The following is an 18,693-nucleotide window of genomic DNA, read 5'->3' as shown; positions in this document are numbered from 1 at the left end:
ATGCCGAGTGAAGAGCAACTGGTCGAGTATCTGCGCAGGGTGACCACCGAACTCCACGACACGAAGCAGCGTCTGCGCCAGGTGGAGGACCGCCGCCTGGAGCCGGTGGCCGTGGTCGGGATGGCCTGCCGCCTGCCCGGCGGTGTGGCCTCGCCGGAGGATCTGTGGGACTTGATCGGCGCGGGCAAGGACGCCATCGAGGACTTCCCCACCGATCGCGGCTGGGACCTGGAAGCGCTCTACCACCCCGACCCCGCCCACTACGGCACCAGCTATGTGCGCCACGGCGGGTTCGTGGACGGAGCGGGATCGTTCGACGCCGACTTCTTCGGGATCAGCCCGCGCGAGGCGTTGGCCATGGACCCGCAGCAGCGACTGATGCTGGAGACGTCCTGGGAGCTGTTCGAACGTTCCGGTATCGACCCCGTCACCCTCAAGGGCAGCCGCACCGGCGTCTACGCAGGTGTGTCCAGCGAGGACTACATGTCCCAACTGCCGTACATACCCGAGGGTTTCGAGGGGCATGCCACCACCGGCAGCCTCACCAGCGTCATCTCGGGCCGCGTCGCCTACAACTACGGCCTGCAGGGCCCGGCGGTCACCGTCGACACGGCCTGCTCCGCCTCCCTCGTCGCCATCCACCTGGCCTGCCAGGCGCTGCGCCAGCGCGAGTGCGACCTGGCCCTGGCCGGCGGAGTGCTCGTGCTGTCCAGCCCGCTGATGTTCACCGAGTTCTGCCGTCAGCGCGGCCTGGCCCCCGACGGCCGCTGCAAGCCGTTCGCCGCAGCCGCCGACGGCACCGGCTTCTCCGAAGGCATCGGCCTGATCCTCCTGGAGCGCCTCTCCGACGCCCGCCGCAACGGTCACGACGTCCTGGCCGTCATCCGTGGTTCGGCCGTCAACCAGGACGGCGCGAGCAACGGCCTGACCGCCCCCAACGACGCCGCGCAGGAGAACGTCATCCGCGCGGCCCTCGAGAACGCCCGGCTGACCCCGGCCGAGGTGGACGTGGTCGAGGCGCACGGCACCGGCACCAGGCTGGGCGACCCCATCGAGGCCGGGGCCTTGCTCGCCACCTACGGCCGGCACCGCGACCGGCCACTCCTGCTCGGCTCGCTCAAGTCGAACATCGGCCACACCCACGCCACCGCGGGCGTCGCGGGCGTCATCAAGACCGTCATGGCGATCCGCCACGGCGTGGTGCCCGCCACCCTCCACGTCGAGGAGCTGAGCCCGCACGTCGACTGGGACGCCGGAGCGGTCGAGGTCGTCACCGAGCCCACCCTGTGGCCGGAGACGGGCCGTCCGCGCCGGGCGGGTGTCTCCGCGTTCGGCATCTCGGGCACGAACGCGCACGTGATCCTGGAGGAAGCGCCCGAGGACACGCCGCAGGGGGCGCCGAAGCCCGCTCCTGGGCTCCCGGCGGGTTCGGTGGTGCCATGGGTGGTGTCAGGACGGACCCCGGAGGCACTGCGCGAACAGGCCCGCCGCTTGGGCGTGTTCCTGGCCGGGGACACGGATGCCTCTGCGACGGAGGTGGGCTGGTCGCTGGCCACGACGCGGTCGGTGTTCGAGCACCGGGCCGTGGTCGTGGGGCGTGACCGTGCCCAGGCCGTCGCCGGGTTGGAGGCGCTGGCGTCCGGCCAGGCGTCTTCGGGCGTGGTGTCCGGTGCGGCAGACGCGGCGGGCCCGGGCCCGGTGCTGGTGTTCCCGGGGCAGGGGTCGCAGTGGGCGGGCATGGGTGCCCAACTGCTCGACGAGTCGCCGGTGTTCGCCGCCAGGATCGCCGAGTGCGAGCAGGCCCTGTCCTCATACGTCGATTGGTCGCTGACCGGCGTGTTGCGCGGGGACGGCGGCGAGCTGACTCGGGTCGAGGTGGTTCAGCCGGTTCTGTGGGCGGTCATGGTGTCCCTTGCCGCCGTGTGGGCCGACTACGGGATCACCCCCGCCGCCGTGGTCGGGCACTCCCAGGGCGAGATGGCCGCCGCGTGTGTGGCAGGAGCTCTCTCGTTGGAGGACGCGGCGCGCATCGTGGCCGTGCGCAGTGACGCCCTCCGGAAGCTCGCCGGGCACGGCGCCATGGCCTCGCTCGCGGTCGGCGCCGAACAAGCAGCCGATCTCGTCGACGGACACCCAGGGGTGGGGATCGCCGCGGTCAACGGTCCCTCCTCAACGGTGATTTCGGGCCCGGCCGAGCACGTCGCGGCCGTGGTCACCGAGGCGAAGGCGCGTGGTCTGCGCGCCCGTACGATCGATGTGGATTACGCGTCCCATGGCCCGCAGGTGGATGAGATCGCCGGTCTGCTGACCGATCGGCTGAGTGGCATCCGGCCGGTGGGCACGGATGTGGCGTTCCACTCCACCGTCACGGCCGGACGTATCGACACCAGCGCCCTGGATACGGGTTACTGGGTGAGGAATCTGCGTCAGCCCGTCCGCTTCGCCGACACTGTCGAGGGCCTGCTCGCGGACGGCTACCGCGTCTTCATCGAGGTCGGTCCTCACCCGGTCCTGAATCTGGGTATGGAGGAGACCATCGAGCAGGCGGGTGTGTCCGCCACGGTGGTCCCGACCCTGCGCCGTGACCATGGGGATGCCGCCCAGCTCGCCCGTGCCGTCGCCCAGGTTTTCACCGCCGGAGTGGATGTGGACTGGCGGCGCTGGTTCCCGGCCGGGCCCACCCCTCGTACGGTCGACCTGCCCACGTACGCCTTCCAACGCCGGCGCTACTGGCTGGCCGACACCGTGTCCACGGCGAGTGCCGTCGACGGCGTCCGGGCCGGGTCGGGGCACGCCCTGCTGCCCAGCGCGGTCTCCCTGGCCGACGGGGGAGTGGTCCTCGACGGCCGGATATCGGCCAAGGGCGCCGGCTGGCTCGGCGGGCATGTGGTGGCCGGGACGGTGCTCGTGCCGGGCACGGCGTTGGTGGAGTGGGTGCTGCGGGCCGCCGACGAGGCCGGCTGCCCCACCCTGGAGGAGCTGACGCTGCAGGCGCCGCTCGTGCTGCCCGAATCCGGGAGCCTCGACGTCCAGGTCGTCGTTGGCGCGGCCGGTGAACAGGGCCGGCGCGACGTACGCGTGTACTCACGCCCGGAGCGGGGCGCCGCGGTGTGGGCGTGCCACGCCGTCGGCGAGCTGAGCCGCGAGTCGGCCGACCGGCCGCCTCGGCAGGCCGGACAGTGGCCCCCGCCCGGGTCCGAGCCGGTGGATGTGACCGGTTTCTACGAGCGCGTCGCCGCTGCCGGTTACGAGTACGGCCCGGCGTTCCAGGGGCTGCGGGCACTGTGGCGGCACGGCGCCGACCTGCTGGCCGAGGTGGAGCTTCCCGAACAGGCCGGTGACGCGGGCGGGTTCGGGATCCACCCGGCGCTCCTTGACGCCGCCCTGCACCCACTCCTCGCGCAGCGGGACGAGGACGCGTCCGGCGGTGGGCAGGTGCTGCTGCCGTTCACGTGGAGCGGTGTGTCGCTGTGGGCCACCGAGGCCACCACCGTACGGGTGCGGCTCGCCGGGCTGCGCGGGGGTGCCGAGGAGACGGTGCGCGTGAGCGTGACCGATCCCGCGGGCGGGCCGGTGGTGGACGTGGCGGCGCTGCGGCTGCGTGCGGCCGACGCCCAGCAGGTGCGGGCCGCCGCGGGGCCGGGCACGGACGGGCTCTACCAGCTGCAGTGGACACCGCTTTCCGTGCCGGCGGCAGACGGCCCCGGCGCGGGCGACGACACCGGCTGGGCTGCCGTGGGCGGTCTCGACCTGGGCGGGGACCGCTACCCGGACGTGGGCGCGCTCGTCGACGCCGCCTCGGGAACCCCCGCGCCCGGCCTTGTGTTCGCGGCCGTGGATACCGGTGCCGGAGACGAACTGGACGTCACCGGCCGAGTGTTGGGCCTCGTACAGGAGTTCCTGGCCGCGCCCCGCCTGGACCAGGCCCACCTCGTGCTCGTGACCCGGGGTGCGGTGGACGCGGCCGACCCCGCCGACGACACCGGGGCCCCGGGCGATCCGGACCTGGCGGGCGCCGCCGTGTGGGGCCTGGTCCGCAGCGCCCAGTCGGAGAACCCGGGCCGCCTCGTGCTGCTCGACGTCGACGGGCCTCTCGGTCCCGACACCCGCGACGCCGTCGTCGGCGCGGTGCGCGGCGCGGTGGACGCGGACGAGCCGCAGATCGCCCTGCGCGGCGGCACGGCCCTCGTCCCCCGATGGGCGCGGGCCACCGGGCCCGCAGAGCTGACCGGGCCGCCCGGAGAGCGGGCCTGGCGCCTTGTCGGCGGGTCGTCCGGGACGCTGGACGCCGTCACGGCGGTGGCGTGCGACGCCGCACTGCGGCCGCTTGAGCCGGGGCAGGTGCGCATCGCCGTGCAGGCGGCGGGTGTCAACTTCCGTGATGTGCTGATCGCATTGGGCATGTACCCGGACCCGGGCGCCCTGCCGGGCACGGAAGGCGCCGGCGTGGTCACCGAGGTCGGCCCCGGTGTCACCCGCCTGTCGGTCGGCGACCACGTGATGGGCATGCTGGACGGCGCGTTCGGGCCGTGGGCCGTCGCCGACGCACGGACGCTGGCACCCGTCCCACAGGGGTGGGACACGCGGCAGGCGGCCGCCGCCCCGGCCGCGTTCCTGACGGCCTGGTACGGCTTGGTGGAGCTGGCCCGGCTGAGGGCGGGGGAGTCGGTGCTGATTCATGCCGCGACCGGTGGTGTGGGGATGGCGGCGGTGCGGATCGCCCGTCATCTGGGTGCCGAGGTGTTTGCCACTGCGAGTCCCGGCAAGCATGGTGTGCTGGAGGAGATGGGCGTCGATGCCGCTCACCGTGCCTCCTCGCGTGATCCCGGTTTCGAGGAATCGATCCGGCAGTCCACCGGCGGGCGTGGGGTGGACGTCGTACTCAACAGCCTCACCGGTGAACTCCTCGACGCCTCGATGCGGTTGCTGAAGGACGGCGGCCGGTTCCTGGAGATGGGCAAGACCGACATACGCGATCCCGAGCTCGTCGCGCTGGAGCACCCCGCCATCTCGTACGAGGCATTCGACCTGGTCGTCGACACCGGCGCCGAGCGGCTCGGGGGGATGCTGGACCGGCTCGCCGAGCTGTTCGCGTCCGGCGATCTGAGCCCGCTGCCCGTCACCGCCTGGCCGCTGGGCCGGGCGCGGGAGGCGTTCCGGTTCATGAGCCGGGCCAGGCACACCGGCAAGCTGGTGCTCGACGTGCCCGTCCCGCTCGACCCCGACGGCACCGTCCTCATCACCGGTGGCACCGGCACCATCGGCGCCGCGGTCGCCGAACATCTGGCGCGCACAGGGGAGAGCACCCGCCTGTTGCTGGTCAGCCGCAGCGGACCCGCCGCGGACGGCGCGCCGGAACTGGCCGCCCGCCTGGAGGAGCTCGGGGCCGAGGCCACCTTCGTGGCGGCCGACGTGAGCGAGCCCGGCGCGGTGGCCGGGCTGATCGCCGGGATCGACCCTGCCCATCCGCTGACCGGCGTCGTGCACGCCGCCGGAGTGCTCGACAACGCCCTGATCGAGTCCCAGAGTACCGAGAGCCTCGCCAGGGTGTGGCGGGCCAAGGCCGCCGCCGCACGTCAACTGCACGAGGAGACACATGGGGTGAGGCTTGGCATGTTCGTGATGTTCTCCTCCTTCGCCTCCACTCTCGGCACCCCCGGCCAGGCCAACTACGCGGCCGCCAACGCCTATTGCGACGCCCTTGCCCGGCACCGCCGCGCCCAGGGCCTGACGGGCCTGTCCGTGGCGTGGGGGCTGTGGGAGACCGCGAGCGGCCTCACCGGGACGCTGTCCGCCGCCGACCGGGCCCGCATCGACCGCTACGGCATCAGGCCGACCGGCGCCGCGCGGGGCTGCGCCCTGCTGTCCGCCGCCCGCGCCCACGGCCGCCCCGACCTGCTCGCCCTGGACCTGGACGCCCGCGTCCCGGCCGCCTCCCCGTCGGCCGTACCGGTCGTGCTGCGCGCCCTGGCGGCCGCCGGCGCGCCCGCCTCGGCCCGGCCCAAGGCGGCCGCGGGCGGCGACGCGGCCGACTGGCCCGGCAGGCTCGCCGCCCTGTCCGGCGAGGAGCGACTGGAGCTGATGACCGACCTGGTCCGCACCCACGCGGCCGGCGTGCTCGGCCACGCCGACCCGGGCGCGGTGCAGGTGGACACGCGCTTCAAGGAGCTCGGCTTCGACTCGCTGACCGCCGTCGAGCTGCGCAACCGGCTCGCCGCCACGACCGGCCTGAAACTGCCCGCCGCCCTGGTCTTCGACTACCCGCGGGCCCAGGCGCTCGCAGCCCACCTCGTCGAACGGCTGGCGCCCGACGGCGGGCCGGCCACGGCGGGCGACATCACCGCGCAGGTCCTGCAAGAGGTGGCCCGCGTCGAGCACACCCTGTCGGCCGCCGTCGCACAGGGCCTCGACCAGGCGGCGGTGGCGGCACGGCTGGAGGCGCTGCTCGCACGCTTCACGACGGCCGCGCCGGACGGCGACGACGCCGTGGACCACCTGCGAGCGGCCACCGCCGAGCAAGTACTGGACTTCATCGACAACGAACTGGGGGTGTGAGGCGCGTGCAGACCGAACACCTCGCGACCACGGGCGGGGAGCGACAGCGCACATGGTGAGCGAAGAGAAGCTGGTCGACTACCTCAAGCGCGTCTCCGCGGACCTCCACGCGACCCGGCAGCGGCTGCGCGAGGCCGAGGAACGCGACCAGGAACCGGTGGCCGTGGTCCAGATGGCCTGCCGCTACCCCGGCGGGGTGCGCAGCCCCGAGGACCTGTGGGACCTGGTCGCGGCGGGCGGCCACGGCCTGGGCCCCTTCCCCGACAACCGCGGCTGGGACCTGGAGCGGCTCTTCCACCCCGACCCCGACCACCCCGGCACCACCTACGCCGACGAGGGCGGCTTCGTCCACGACGCCGACCTCTTCGACCCGGAGTTCTTCGGCATCAGCCCGCGCGAAGCGCAGGTCCTGGATCCACAACAGCGGCTGCTCCTGGAGTGCGCCTGGGAGGCGCTGGAGCGCGCGGGCATCGACCCGCAGGCACTGCAGGGCAGCCGCACCGGCGTCTACGCGGGCGCGGCCCTGCCCGGCTTCGGCACCCCGCACATCGACCCCGCCGCCGAGGGTTACCTGGTCACCGGCAACGCGCCCAGCGTGCTCTCGGGCCGCCTTGCCTACACGTTCGGCCTGGAGGGCCCTGCGGTCACCATCGACACGGCCTGCTCGTCGTCCCTGGTCGCCGTGCACCTGGCGGCCCACGCGCTGCGCCGGGGCGAGTGCGACCTGGCCCTCGCGGGCGGCGTCACGGTGATGACCACCCCGTACGTGTTCACCGAGTTCTCCCGCCAGCGGGGCCTGGCCGCCGACGGGCGGTGCAAGCCGTTCGCGGCCGCCGCCGACGGCACCGCCTTCTCCGAGGGCGCGGGCCTGCTGGTGCTCGAACGCCTCTCCGACGCGCGCCGCAACGGTCACGAGGTCCTTGCCGTGATTCGCGGTTCGGCCGTCAACCAGGACGGCGCGAGCAACGGCCTGACCGCCCCCAACGGGCCCTCCCAGCAGCGCGTCATCCGTGCGGCCCTCGCCGAGGCGCGGCTCTCGCCCGCCGAGGTGGACGCCGTCGAGGCGCACGGCACCGGCACGAGACTCGGCGACCCCATCGAGGCACAGGCGCTCCTCGCCACCTACGGCCAGGAACGGCACGAGAACCGGCCGTTGTGGCTCGGCTCGGTGAAGTCCAACATCGGCCACACACAGGGCGCCGCCGGTGCGGCGGGGCTGATCAAGATGATCCAGGCGCTGCGGCACCGGATATTGCCCACCACCTTGTACGTCGACGAGCCCACCCCGCACGCCGATTGGGAGTCGGGTGCGGTGCGCCTGCTCACCGAGCCGGTCGCCTGGCCGCAGGGGGAGCGGGTCCGTCGCGCGGGCATCTCCTCCTTCGGGATCTCCGGGACGAACGCGCACCTGATCCTGGAGGAGCCGCCGACGGCGGACACCGGGGAATCCGCCGGGGGCGGGGAACACCCGCGACCCACTGCGACCGGCACGAGCACCGGGCAGGCGCGGCCGCCGCTGCCCTGGGTCCTCTCCGCCCGCAGCGCCCCGGCCCTGCGCGCCCAGGCCGACGCCCTGGCCGGTCACGTCGCCGCCCACGAAGACGCCTCCGTGGCCGGCATCGGCGGCACTCTGCTGCGCCGCTCCCTGTTCGAGCACCGTGCCGTGGTGCTCGGCGCGGACCGCGACGAGCGGGCCGAGGCCCTGGCCGCCCTGGCCGGGGGCCGCACCCACCCGGCGCTCACGCGCGGCACGGGCCCGGCCCGTCCCGGAGGCACCGCCTTCCTCTTCACCGGCCAGGGCAGCCAGCGGCCGGGCATGGGCGCCCGGCTCCACGGCACCTTCGACGTCTTCGCCGAGGCCCTGGACGAGATCTGCGCCCACCTGGACCCGCTGCTCGAACAGCCCCTGCGGCAGGTCCTGTTCGCCCCTCCGGGCACCGAGCAGGCAGCCGCCCTGAACCGGACCGACCTGACCCAGGCCGCCCTGTTCGCCCTCGAAGTGGCCCTGTACCGCCTGGTCACGTCCTTCGGGATCACCCCGACCCACCTGACCGGACACTCGGTCGGCGAGATCGCCGCCGCGCACACGGCCGGCGTCCTCTCCCTGCCGGACGCCTGCGCGCTGGTCGCCGCCCGTGGCCGACTGATGCAGGCCCTGCCCGCCGGCGGCGCCATGCTCGCCGTCCAGGCATCCGAGGACGACGTACTGCCGCTGCTCGCGGGCCGCGACGAGCAGCTCTCGCTCGCCGCCGTCAACGGGCCCGCCGCTGTCGTCGTGTCCGGCGAGGCCACCGCCGTCACCGAGCTCGAGCGGATCCTGCGCGGGCGTGGGTCCAAGACGAAGCGACTCAACGTCAGCCACGCCTTCCACTCGCCGCTGATCGAGCCGATGCTGGACGAATTCCGCCTCGTGGCACGCCGGTTGACATTCCACGCACCGAAGATCCCCGTCGTCTCCAACCTCACCGGGGGCCTCGCCGACGCGGAGCTCCTGGCCGACGCCGAGTACTGGGTACGGCACGTCCGCCGGCCGGTGCGTTTCCTCGACGGGCTGCGCACCCTCGACGGCCAGGGCGTCGTGCGCTACTTGGAACTGGGGCCCGACCCCGTCCTGGCCACCATGGTCCAGGACTGCCTCCCGGCCCCTGCGCCCGACGAGGACGCCGAGCCGGTCGTCGCCGCCGCCCTCCGCTCCGGCCACGACGAGGACCGCACTCTGCTGACCGCCCTCGCCGCGCTCCACGCCGACGGGCACCCGGCCGACTTCACGGCCCTCTTCCAGGCCGACACCGAGCGGCTGCCGCTGCCGACCTACCGCTTCCAGCGCCGGCGGTACTGGCGCTCCACCCCGGACGGCACGGCCCCGGCCCGCGCCGCCGACCTCGACGAGACCGGCCACCCGCTGCTGCCCGCCGTCATCCGGCAGGCCGACGGCGGTCTGCTCTTCGCCGGGCGCCTCTCCCTGCGTACGCACCCCTGGCTCGCCGACCACAGCATCGCGGGAAGCGTCCCGCTGCCCGGCACCGCCTTCGTCGAGCTCGCCCTGCTCGCAGGGCGGCATGCCGACTGCGACACCATCGACGACCTGACGCTGGAAACCCCGCTGCTGCTCGACGGTACCGGCACCGTCAGCGTCCAGCTCGCCCTCGGCGCCCCGGACGCCTCCGGCCGCCGCGCCCTGACCGTCCACGCCCGCCCCGTCGACGACACCGGGGACGGCGAGGCGGACGGCGCGCACGGCTGGCGCCGCCACGCCACCGGCGTCCTGGCCGCGGGCCCGGCCACCGAGCCGCCCGCCGACGGCGCGACGCCCTGGCCGCCCGCCGAGGCCACCGCCCTCGACGTCGGCGCGCTGTACGCCCGCCTCGACGAGCAGGGCTACAGCTACGGTCCCGCCTTCCGCGCCGTCCACGCGGCCTGGCGGCACGGCGACGACTTGTACGCGGATGTCCGCCTCGCCGACGAACAGCTCGACGACGCGGAGGCGTTCGCGCTCCATCCCGCACTGTTCGACGCCGCGCTGCATGCCGTGGACGAGCTCTACCGCGAGGGCGAGGGGGACGCCCCGGTGCGGGTGCCGTTCTCCTTCAGCGGCGTGCGCCACTACGCCACCGGCCCCACCCGGCTGCGCGTCCGTCTCAGCCCCCAGGGCGACGACCGGCTGCGGCTGACCTTCTCCGACACCGACGGTGCCCTCGTCGCCGCCGTCGACGCCCTCCGGCTGCGGCTGATCCCCGCGGACCGCTGGCGCTCCGCCCGCCCCGCCACCACACCCCTGCACCACCTGGCCTGGCAGGCGCTGCCGCTGCCCGCGGCCGAACCGGCCCCCGGCACGTGGGCCGTGCTCGGAGCCGACGGCGCGGGGCTCGTCCCCGGCGCGCCGCGCCACCGGGGCCTGGCCGCCCTGACGGCCGCGGTCGCGGAGGGCGGGGCCGTGCCCGACGTCGTGGTCGCACCCTTCCCGCCCACCGCCTCCGACATCACCGTCTTCGATGCCCCGGGCGGTGTCCCCGCACGGGCACGAGCACACGCCCACGACGCCCTGAACCTGCTGCGCGACTGGCTCACCGCGGACACCCTCGCCTCCGCCCGGCTCGTCATCCTCACCACCGGCGCGGTCGCCGTCCACCCGGACGACGCCCCGGCCGACCTGACCACCGCGCCCCTGTGGGGCATGGTCCGCGCCGCCCAGGCCGAACAGCCCGACCGGATCCTGCTGTTGGACGTCGACGAGGACGCCGCATCCGGCCGTGCCCTGCCCGCCGCCGTGGCCGCCGCGACCGCCCACGCCGAGACGCAGCTCGCCCTGCGCACGGGCGCCGCCTTCGTGCCGCGGCTCTCAGCTGCCCTACCCGGCCCCGAGGGGTCCGAGGTGGCGCCCGGCACTTCCGGGCCCGGGTCCGGGGCGTCCGTGCCGGGGTCCGACACCTGCGTGCCCGGCCGCGAGGCGTCCACGCCGGAGCCCGGCACATCCGTGCCCGGGCCCGAGAAGCCCGTGCCAGGGCCAGACACCTCCACGCCTGGGCCCCGCACCCCCGTACGACACCTCGACCCCGAGGGCACTGTCCTCATCACCGGCGGCACCGGTGGCCTCGGCCGGGCCACGGCCCGCCACCTGGCCACCGCGCACGGGGCCCGCCACCTGCTGCTCGCGAGCCGACGCGGCGAGGCCGCGGAGGGCCTCGCCGAGCTGCGTACCGAACTCGCCGCCGACGGCGTCGACGTCCGCGTCGCGGCCTGCGACATCACCGACCCCGACGCCCTGTCCCGGCTCCTCGCCGACATCCCCGCCGCCCACCCGCTGACCGCCGTCGTCCACACTGCGGGCGTCATCGACGACAGCCTCATCACGGCGATGACCCCCGAGCGCCTGGACGCCGTCCTGGCCCCGAAGGTCGATGCGGCCTGGCAACTGCACGAACTCACCCGCGAGTCGGACCTGGCGGCCTTCGTCCTGTTCTCCTCCGGCGCCTCCGTCATGGGCAACGGCGGCCAGGCCAACTACGCGGCCGCCAACGCCTTCCTCAACGCCCTGGCCGAACACCGCCGCGCCCACGGCCTCGCCGCCACCTCTCTGGCCTGGGGTCTGTGGGAATCCGCGAGCGGCGGCATGGCCGCCCGGCTCGGCGCCACCGACCGCGCCCGGATCCACCGCACCGGCGTGGCCGGGCTGACCGACGAGCAGGCACTCGCCCTGTTCGACGCGGCCCTGACCGCCCCGCACGCCACGGTCCTCGCCACCCGCTTCGACCGGGCCGTCCTGCGCGGCCAGGCCGCCGCCCACACGCTGCAGCCCGTCCTGCGCGGCCTCGTGCGCACCCCCCGGCCCCGCGCCGCCACGGCCGGAGCCGACGAGGCCACGCCCTCCTCGTGGAGCGCACGCCTGGCCGCGCTGTCCGCCACCGACCGGGACCGCGCCCTGGGCGAGCTCGTCCGCGACCAGATCGCGACCGTCCTGGCCCACCCCTCACCCGAGTCCATCGAACCGGGCCGCGCCTTCCACGAGCTCGGCTTCGACTCGCTGACCTCCCTGGAGCTGCGCAACCGGCTCTCCACGGCCACCGGCATCCGGCTCCCCGCCACCCTCGTCTTCGACCACCCCACCCCCGGCGCGCTCGTGCGCCACCTGAGCACCCACCTGCCGGACGGCGAACAACACACCTCCACGGCCACGCCCGTACCACTGGTGCGCGCCACGGCCACCGACGACGACCCCATCGCCATCGTCGGCATGGCCTGCCGCTATCCCGGCGGCGTCACCTCGCCCGAGCAACTGTGGCAGCTCGTCGCCACCGGCACGGACGCCATCGGCCCCTTCCCCGACGACCGCGGCTGGGACGTGACCGGCCTCTTCGACCCCGACCCCGACCGGGTCGGCCACAGCTGCACCCGAGAAGGCGGCTTCCTTTACGACGCCGCCCGTTTCGACGCGGGCTTCTTCGGCATCAGCCCACGCGAGGCGGCCGCCGTCGACCCGCAGCAGCGGCTGCTCCTTGAGTGTGCCTGGCACGCCTTCGAGGACGCCGGTATCGACCCGGCCACCCTGCGCGGCACCCCGTGCGGAGTCATCACCGGGATCATGTACGACGACTACGGCTCCCGCTTCCTGGCCCGCAAGCCGGACGGCTACGAGGGGCGCGTCATGACCGGCAGCACGCCGAGCGTGGCGTCCGGCCGGGTCGCGTACACCTTCGGCCTCGAAGGCCCCGCCATCACGGTGGACACCGCGTGCTCCTCCTCGCTGGTGGCGATGCACCTGGCGGCCGACGCGCTGCGGCGCGGCGAGTGCGGCCTCGCCCTGGCGGGAGGCGTGACCGTGATGGCCACCCCGAACACTTTCGTGGAGTTCTCGCGTCAGCGCGGCCTGGCTCCCGACGGCCGGTGCAAGCCGTTCGCCGCCGCGGCCGACGGGACCGGCTGGGGCGAGGGCGCAGGCCTGGTCCTGCTGGAGCGCCTCTCGGACGCCCGCAGCAACGGCCACAAGGTGCTTGCCCTCCTGCGTGGCTCGGCCGTCAACCAGGACGGTGCCAGCAACGGGATGACCGCTCCCCACGGCCCCTCGCAGGAGCGCGTCATCCGCGCCGCCCTGGCCGGAGCGGGCCGGAGCCCCGACCAGATCGACGTGGTGGAGGCGCATGGGACGGGCACCACACTCGGCGACCCCATCGAGGCGCAGGCCCTGCTGGCGACCTACGGCCAAGAGCGCCCTGAGGGCCGGCCGTTGTGGCTGGGTTCGGTGAAGTCGAACATCGGTCATACGCAGGCTGCCGCGGGTGTCGCCGGTGTGATCAAGATGGTGATGGCGTTGCGGCATGGGTTGTTGCCCGCCACTCTGCATGTGGATGAGCCCACTCCGCATGTGCAGTGGGAGGGTGGTGGTGTGCGGCTGTTGACCGAGCCGGTGCCGTGGTCACGTGGTGAGCGTCCGCGCCGGGCCGGGGTGTCCTCGTTCGGCATCTCGGGGACGAACGCGCATCTGATCCTGGAGGAGGCGCCGGAAGAGGAACCGGGTGAGGCTTCTCTGCCGGCGGAGCCCGAGCCCGTGGGTTCGGTGGTGCCGTGGGTGGTGTCCGGACGGACCGGCGAGGCGTTGCGTGATCAGGCCCGTCAGTTGGTCGAGTTCGTGGCCGATGGCACGGATGCGTCTGCGGTGGAGGTGGGGTGGTCGCTGGTCAAGAGCCGGTCGGTGTTCGAGCACCGGGCGGTCGTCCTCGGGCAGGACCGGGAGGCGCTGACTGCCGGGCTGGGGGCGTTGGCGTCGGGTGAGGCGTCGCCGGATGTGGTGTCCGGGGTGGCCGGTTCCTCCGGTGCCGGTCCCGTGCTGGTCTTTCCCGGGCAGGGGTCGCAGTGGGCGGGCATGGGGGCCCAACTGCTGGACGAATCACCGGTGTTCGCTGCCCGTATTGCCGAGTGCGAGCAGGCTCTTTCCCCGTACGTCGGCTGGTCGCTGACGGAGGTGCTGCGCGGGGACGGCGGTGAGCTGTCGCGGGTGGAGGTGGTCCAGCCGGTTCTGTGGGCGGTGATGGTCTCCCTTGCCGCCGTGTGGGCCGACTACGGCATCACCCCCGCAGCCGTGGTCGGCCACTCACAGGGCGAAATGGCCGCCGCCTGCGTGGCCGGGGCCCTGTCGCTGGAGGACGCGGCACGGATCGTCGCCGTACGCAGCGACGCCCTCCGACAGCTCGCCGGACACGGCGCCATGGCCTCCCTCGGAACCAGCGCCGAGCAGGCCACCGAGTTGATCGGTGACCGGCCGGACGTGGGAGTGGCCGCCATCAACGGCCCCTCCTCCACCGTGATCTCAGGCTCGCCCGAACACGTCGCCGCGGTCGTCGCCGACGCCGCGGCACGCGGCCTGCGCGCCCGCGTCATCGACGTGGACTACGCCTCCCACTCACCCCAGGTCGACGAGATCACCGGCCGACTCACCGAGCGCCTGACCGGCATCCGGCCAATGAACACCGACATCGCGTTCTACTCCACCGTCACCGCCGGAAACCTCGACGACACCAGCACCCTCGACACCGACTACTGGATCACCAACCTGCGCCACCCCGTCCGCTTCGCCGACACCATCAAGGCTCTCCTGGCCGATGGGTACCGCATCTTCATCGAAGCCGGCCCCCACCCCGTCCTCAACCTCGGCATGGAGGAAACCATCGAGCAGGCGGACGTACCCGCCACCGTGATACCCACCCTGCGCCGCGACCACGGCGACACCACCCAGCTCACCCACGCCGCCGCCCAGGCCCACACCGCCGGAGCGGACATCGACTGGACGGGCTGGTTCCCGGCCGTTCCACTGCCCCGGGTGGTGGATCTGCCCACGTACGCCTTCCAGCGCCAGCACTACTGGCTGGAGGCGCCCGCCGGGCTCAACGGGGACCCCGCCGACCTCGGCATGGTCTCCGCCGGGCATCCTCTCCTCGGTGCCGGAGTGGAACTCGCCGACACCGACTCGTACTTGTTCACCGGACGGCTCTCCCGAGAGGCCCCCTCGTGGCTGGCCGAACACGTGGTGAGCGGGACGGTGCTCGTGCCGGGTGCGGTGTTGGTGGAGTGGGCGCTGCGGGCCGCCGACGAGGTGTGCTGCGTCACGGTGGAGGAGCTGACGCTGCGGGCGCCGCTCGTGCTGCCCGAATCCGGAGGCTTGCGGGTCCAGGTGGCCGTGGGTGCGGCCGACGAGCAGGGACGACGTGACGTACGCGTGTACTCACGCCCGGACCGGGCGGGTGGAGCCGCCTGGGTGTGCCACGCCGTCGGTGTGCTGAGCCCCGAACCGGCAGCCGTGGACGATGAGATGAGCGGACAGTGGCCTCCGGCCGGTGCCGAACCAGTGGACGTCGAGGACTTCTACGCGCGGGCCGCGGAGGCCGGATACGGCTATGGGCCGGCGTTCCAGGGGGTGACGGCGCTGTGGCGGCACGGCGAGGACCTGCTGGCCGAGGTGGCACTGCCCGAACAGGCGGGCAACGCGGACGGGTTCGGAATACATCCGGCGCTCTTGGATGCCGCCTTGCACCCGCTGTTGCTCATCGACCGGCCCCGGGACGGGCGGATATGGCTGCCGTTCGTGTGGAGCGGAGTGTCGCTCCGCGCCGACCAGGCCACTCGCGTCCGCGTCCGGCTGTCCCCGCAGGAGGGCTCGGCCGAGCGGGATCTGCGGATCGCGATCGCCGACGGAACCGGCGCCCCCGTCCTCGGCGTCGACGCGCTGACCCTGCGGGCGGCCGACCCCACGAGGCTCGCGGCCACCGCCCCCGGCGGTGTCGACGGGCTCTACACCGTGGACTGGACGCCGCTTCCTGCTCCGGCGCCGGAGGAGGGTGCATCGGTCGGCGGCTCCTGGGCCACGCTCACGGATGGTGTCGGCCTGGCGGATGTGGTGCAGGACAGTGGTGTGGTGCCGTGGGCGGTTGTCGTCCCCGTCTCCGACACGACCGGCGGCGGTGATGGTCCGGCGGTCGCGGAGCGGGTGCTGGCCCTGGTGCAGGAGTTCCTGGGTGTACCTCGACTGACCGAGTCCCGCCTGATTTTGGTGACGCGGGGCGCCGTGGCCACCGAAGCCGACACCGGCATCGATCCGGCGGCCGCATCCGTATGGGGCCTGGTCCGTAGTGCCCAGTCGGAGAACCCGGGCCGCTTCGCCCTGGTGGACGGCGACGTCGATGAGCTTCCGCAGGCCGCACTGCGCCACGCCGTCGAAGAGCTGGACGAACCTCAACTCGCCCTCCGGGAAGGGAAGTACCTCGTCCCCCGGATGATGCCTGCGGGCGCCCCCGAAGAGCTGGTCGCGCCGGTCGGCACGCCCGCCTGGCGCCTCGGCGCCACAGGCACGGCCACCGTGGAGAGCCTCTCGGTGATCGAGGCGCCGGAGGCGCTCGTGCCACTGGAGCCCGGCCAGGTGCGGATTTCCGTACGGGCGGCGGGCATGAACTTCCGTGACGTGCTGATCGCGCTCGGCATGTACCCCGACAAGGGCACGTTCGCGGGCAGTGAGGGCGCGGGTCATGTGACGGAGGTCGGCCCCGGCGTCACCCGCCTGTCGGTCGGCGACCGCGTGATGGGCCTGTTCGAGGGCGCCTTCGCCCCGGTGGCGATCGCGGACGCCCGGATGATCGTGCCGGTGCCGGAGGGCTGGAGCCTCCAGGAGGCCGCGGCGGCGCCGGTGGTGTTCCTGACGGCCTGGTACGGCCTGGTGGATCTGGGACGCCTCGGGGCGGGCGAATCGCTGCTCATCCACGCCGGAACCGGCGGTGTGGGCATGGCCGCCACCCAGATCGCCCGCCATCTGGGCGCAGAGGTGTACGCCACCGCCGGCCCCGGCAAGCACGCCGTGCTGGAGGAGATGGGCATCGATGCCGCCCACCGGGCGTCCTCCCGTGACCTCGACTTCGAGCACACCCTGCGGGAGGCCACCGGCGGGCGGGGCATGGACGTCGTACTCAACAGCCTGGCGAACGAGTTCACCGACGCGTCCCTGCGGCTGCTCGCCGAGGGCGGACGCATGGTCGACATGGGCAAGACCGACAAGCGCGCCCCTGAACAGGTCGCGGCCGACCATGCGGGTGCCCGGTACCGGGCCTTCGACCTGGTGCCGGACGCCGGGCCGGACAGGATCGGCGAAATGCTGTCGGAGATGGGAGAGCTGTTCGCCTCCGGGGTGCTGGAACCGCTGCCGGTCAGCGCCTGGCCGCTGGGCCGGGCGCGGGAGGCGTTCCGGTTCATGAGCCAGGCCAAGCACACCGGCAAGCTGGTCCTGGAGATCCCGCCCGCCCTCGATCCCGAGGGCACTGTCCTGATCACCGGTGGCACCGGCGTGCTCGGCCGGGCGGTGGCCGAGCATCTCGTACGCTCATGGGGTGTGCGGCATCTGCTGCTGGCCGGTCGGCGCGGCGCGGAGGCGCCGGGGTCCAGTGAACTGATCGAAAAACTAGGTCAGTCGGGTGCCGATGTGTCCATCGTGGCGGCCGACGTGAGTGACCCGGAGTCGGTGGCCGAGCTGGTCGGCAGGACGGATCCGGCTCACCCCCTGACCGGGATCGTGCATGCCGCGGGTGTCCTGGAAGACGCCGTGGTCACGGCGCAGACGCCCGAAGGGCTGGCGCGGGTGTGGTCGGCGAAGGCGGCCGCGGCGCATCACCTGCACGAGGCGACCCGTGATCTGTCCCTGGGTCTGTTCGTGGTGTTCTCGTCGGCGGCCGCGACGCTGGGCAGCCCCGGTCAGGCCAACTATGCCGCGGCCAATGCCTATTGCGATGCCCTGATGCGGCAGCGCCGGGCCGAGGGGCTAGCGGGCCTCTCCGTCGGCTGGGGTCTGTGGCAGGCCGCCAGCGACATGACCGGGCATCTGAGCCAGACGGACCTGGCCCGCATGAAGCGCACAGGGTTCACGCCTCTCACCACCGAGGCCGGCCTGGCCCTGCTGGACGCCGCCCACGCGCACGGCCGCCCGCACCTGGTCGCGGTCGACCTCGACGCGCGAGCTGCCGCCGCACAGCCCGCCGAGTCCCGGCCCGCCCTCCTGCGCACCCTGGCCACCACGGTCCCGGGCGGCCGCGGCAGCAGACCGGCCGCCGCCGTCGGCACCGGCCCCGGGGACGGCCTGGCCGACCGGCTCGCCGGGCTGCCGCCTGCCGAACAGCACCGCCTGCTGCTCGACCTCGTACGCGGAAACGTCGCCGGAGTCCTCGGCCACACCGACCGCGACACGATCCGCCCGGACACCTCGTTCAAGGAGCTCGGCTTCGACTCCCTGACCGCCGTGGAACTGCGCAACCGGCTCTCCGCGGCCACCGGCCTGAAGCTGCCCGCGGCACTCGTCTTCGACTACCCGGAGAGCGCCGCCCTCGTCGGCCACCTCCTGACGCTCCTGTCGCCCGACGGAGCGCCCGCGCCCCTCAAGGACGCGGCCGATCCGGTCCTGAGCGACCTGGGCCGGATCGAGTCGAGCCTGGACGCCCTCGCGCTGGACGACGAGGCGCGCGGCCGGGTCGCCCGGCGCCTCGACGCCCTGCTGTCGAAGGTGAACGGCGCACACGCCAACGCCGGCGGTGGCGCGGACCTCGACGCGCTCGACGGCGTCTCCGACGACGAGATGTTCGCGTTCATCGACCGGGAGCTGTGACCTTCTGCGCC

General features: G+C 73.8%; 2 protein-coding genes. Both read left to right on the top strand.

Annotated elements, in window-relative coordinates; all coding sequences use genetic code 11:
- Complete coding sequence (locus tag DXZ73_RS07410) at positions 1-6,555, top strand: type I polyketide synthase (protein WP_116210213.1); 6,555 nt, start codon at positions 1-3, stop codon at positions 6,553-6,555.
- Positions 6,556-6,607: 52 nt separating this feature from the next.
- Positions 6,608-18,682 carry a type I polyketide synthase gene (locus DXZ73_RS07405; protein WP_116210212.1) on the top strand — a complete coding sequence of 4,025 codons (12,075 nt, stop codon included), beginning with the start codon at positions 6,608-6,610 and terminating at the stop codon, positions 18,680-18,682.
- The last annotated feature ends 11 nt before the right edge of the window (positions 18,683-18,693 follow it).

Origin of the sequence: Streptoverticillium olivoreticuli subsp. olivoreticuli, from assembly GCF_003391135.1 — a bacterium.
Lineage (GTDB): Bacteria > Actinomycetota > Actinomycetes > Streptomycetales > Streptomycetaceae > Streptomyces > Streptomyces blastmyceticus.
The sequence above is the reverse complement of the archived record's forward strand: the minus strand, read 5'-3'. Positions and strand labels throughout refer to the sequence as shown.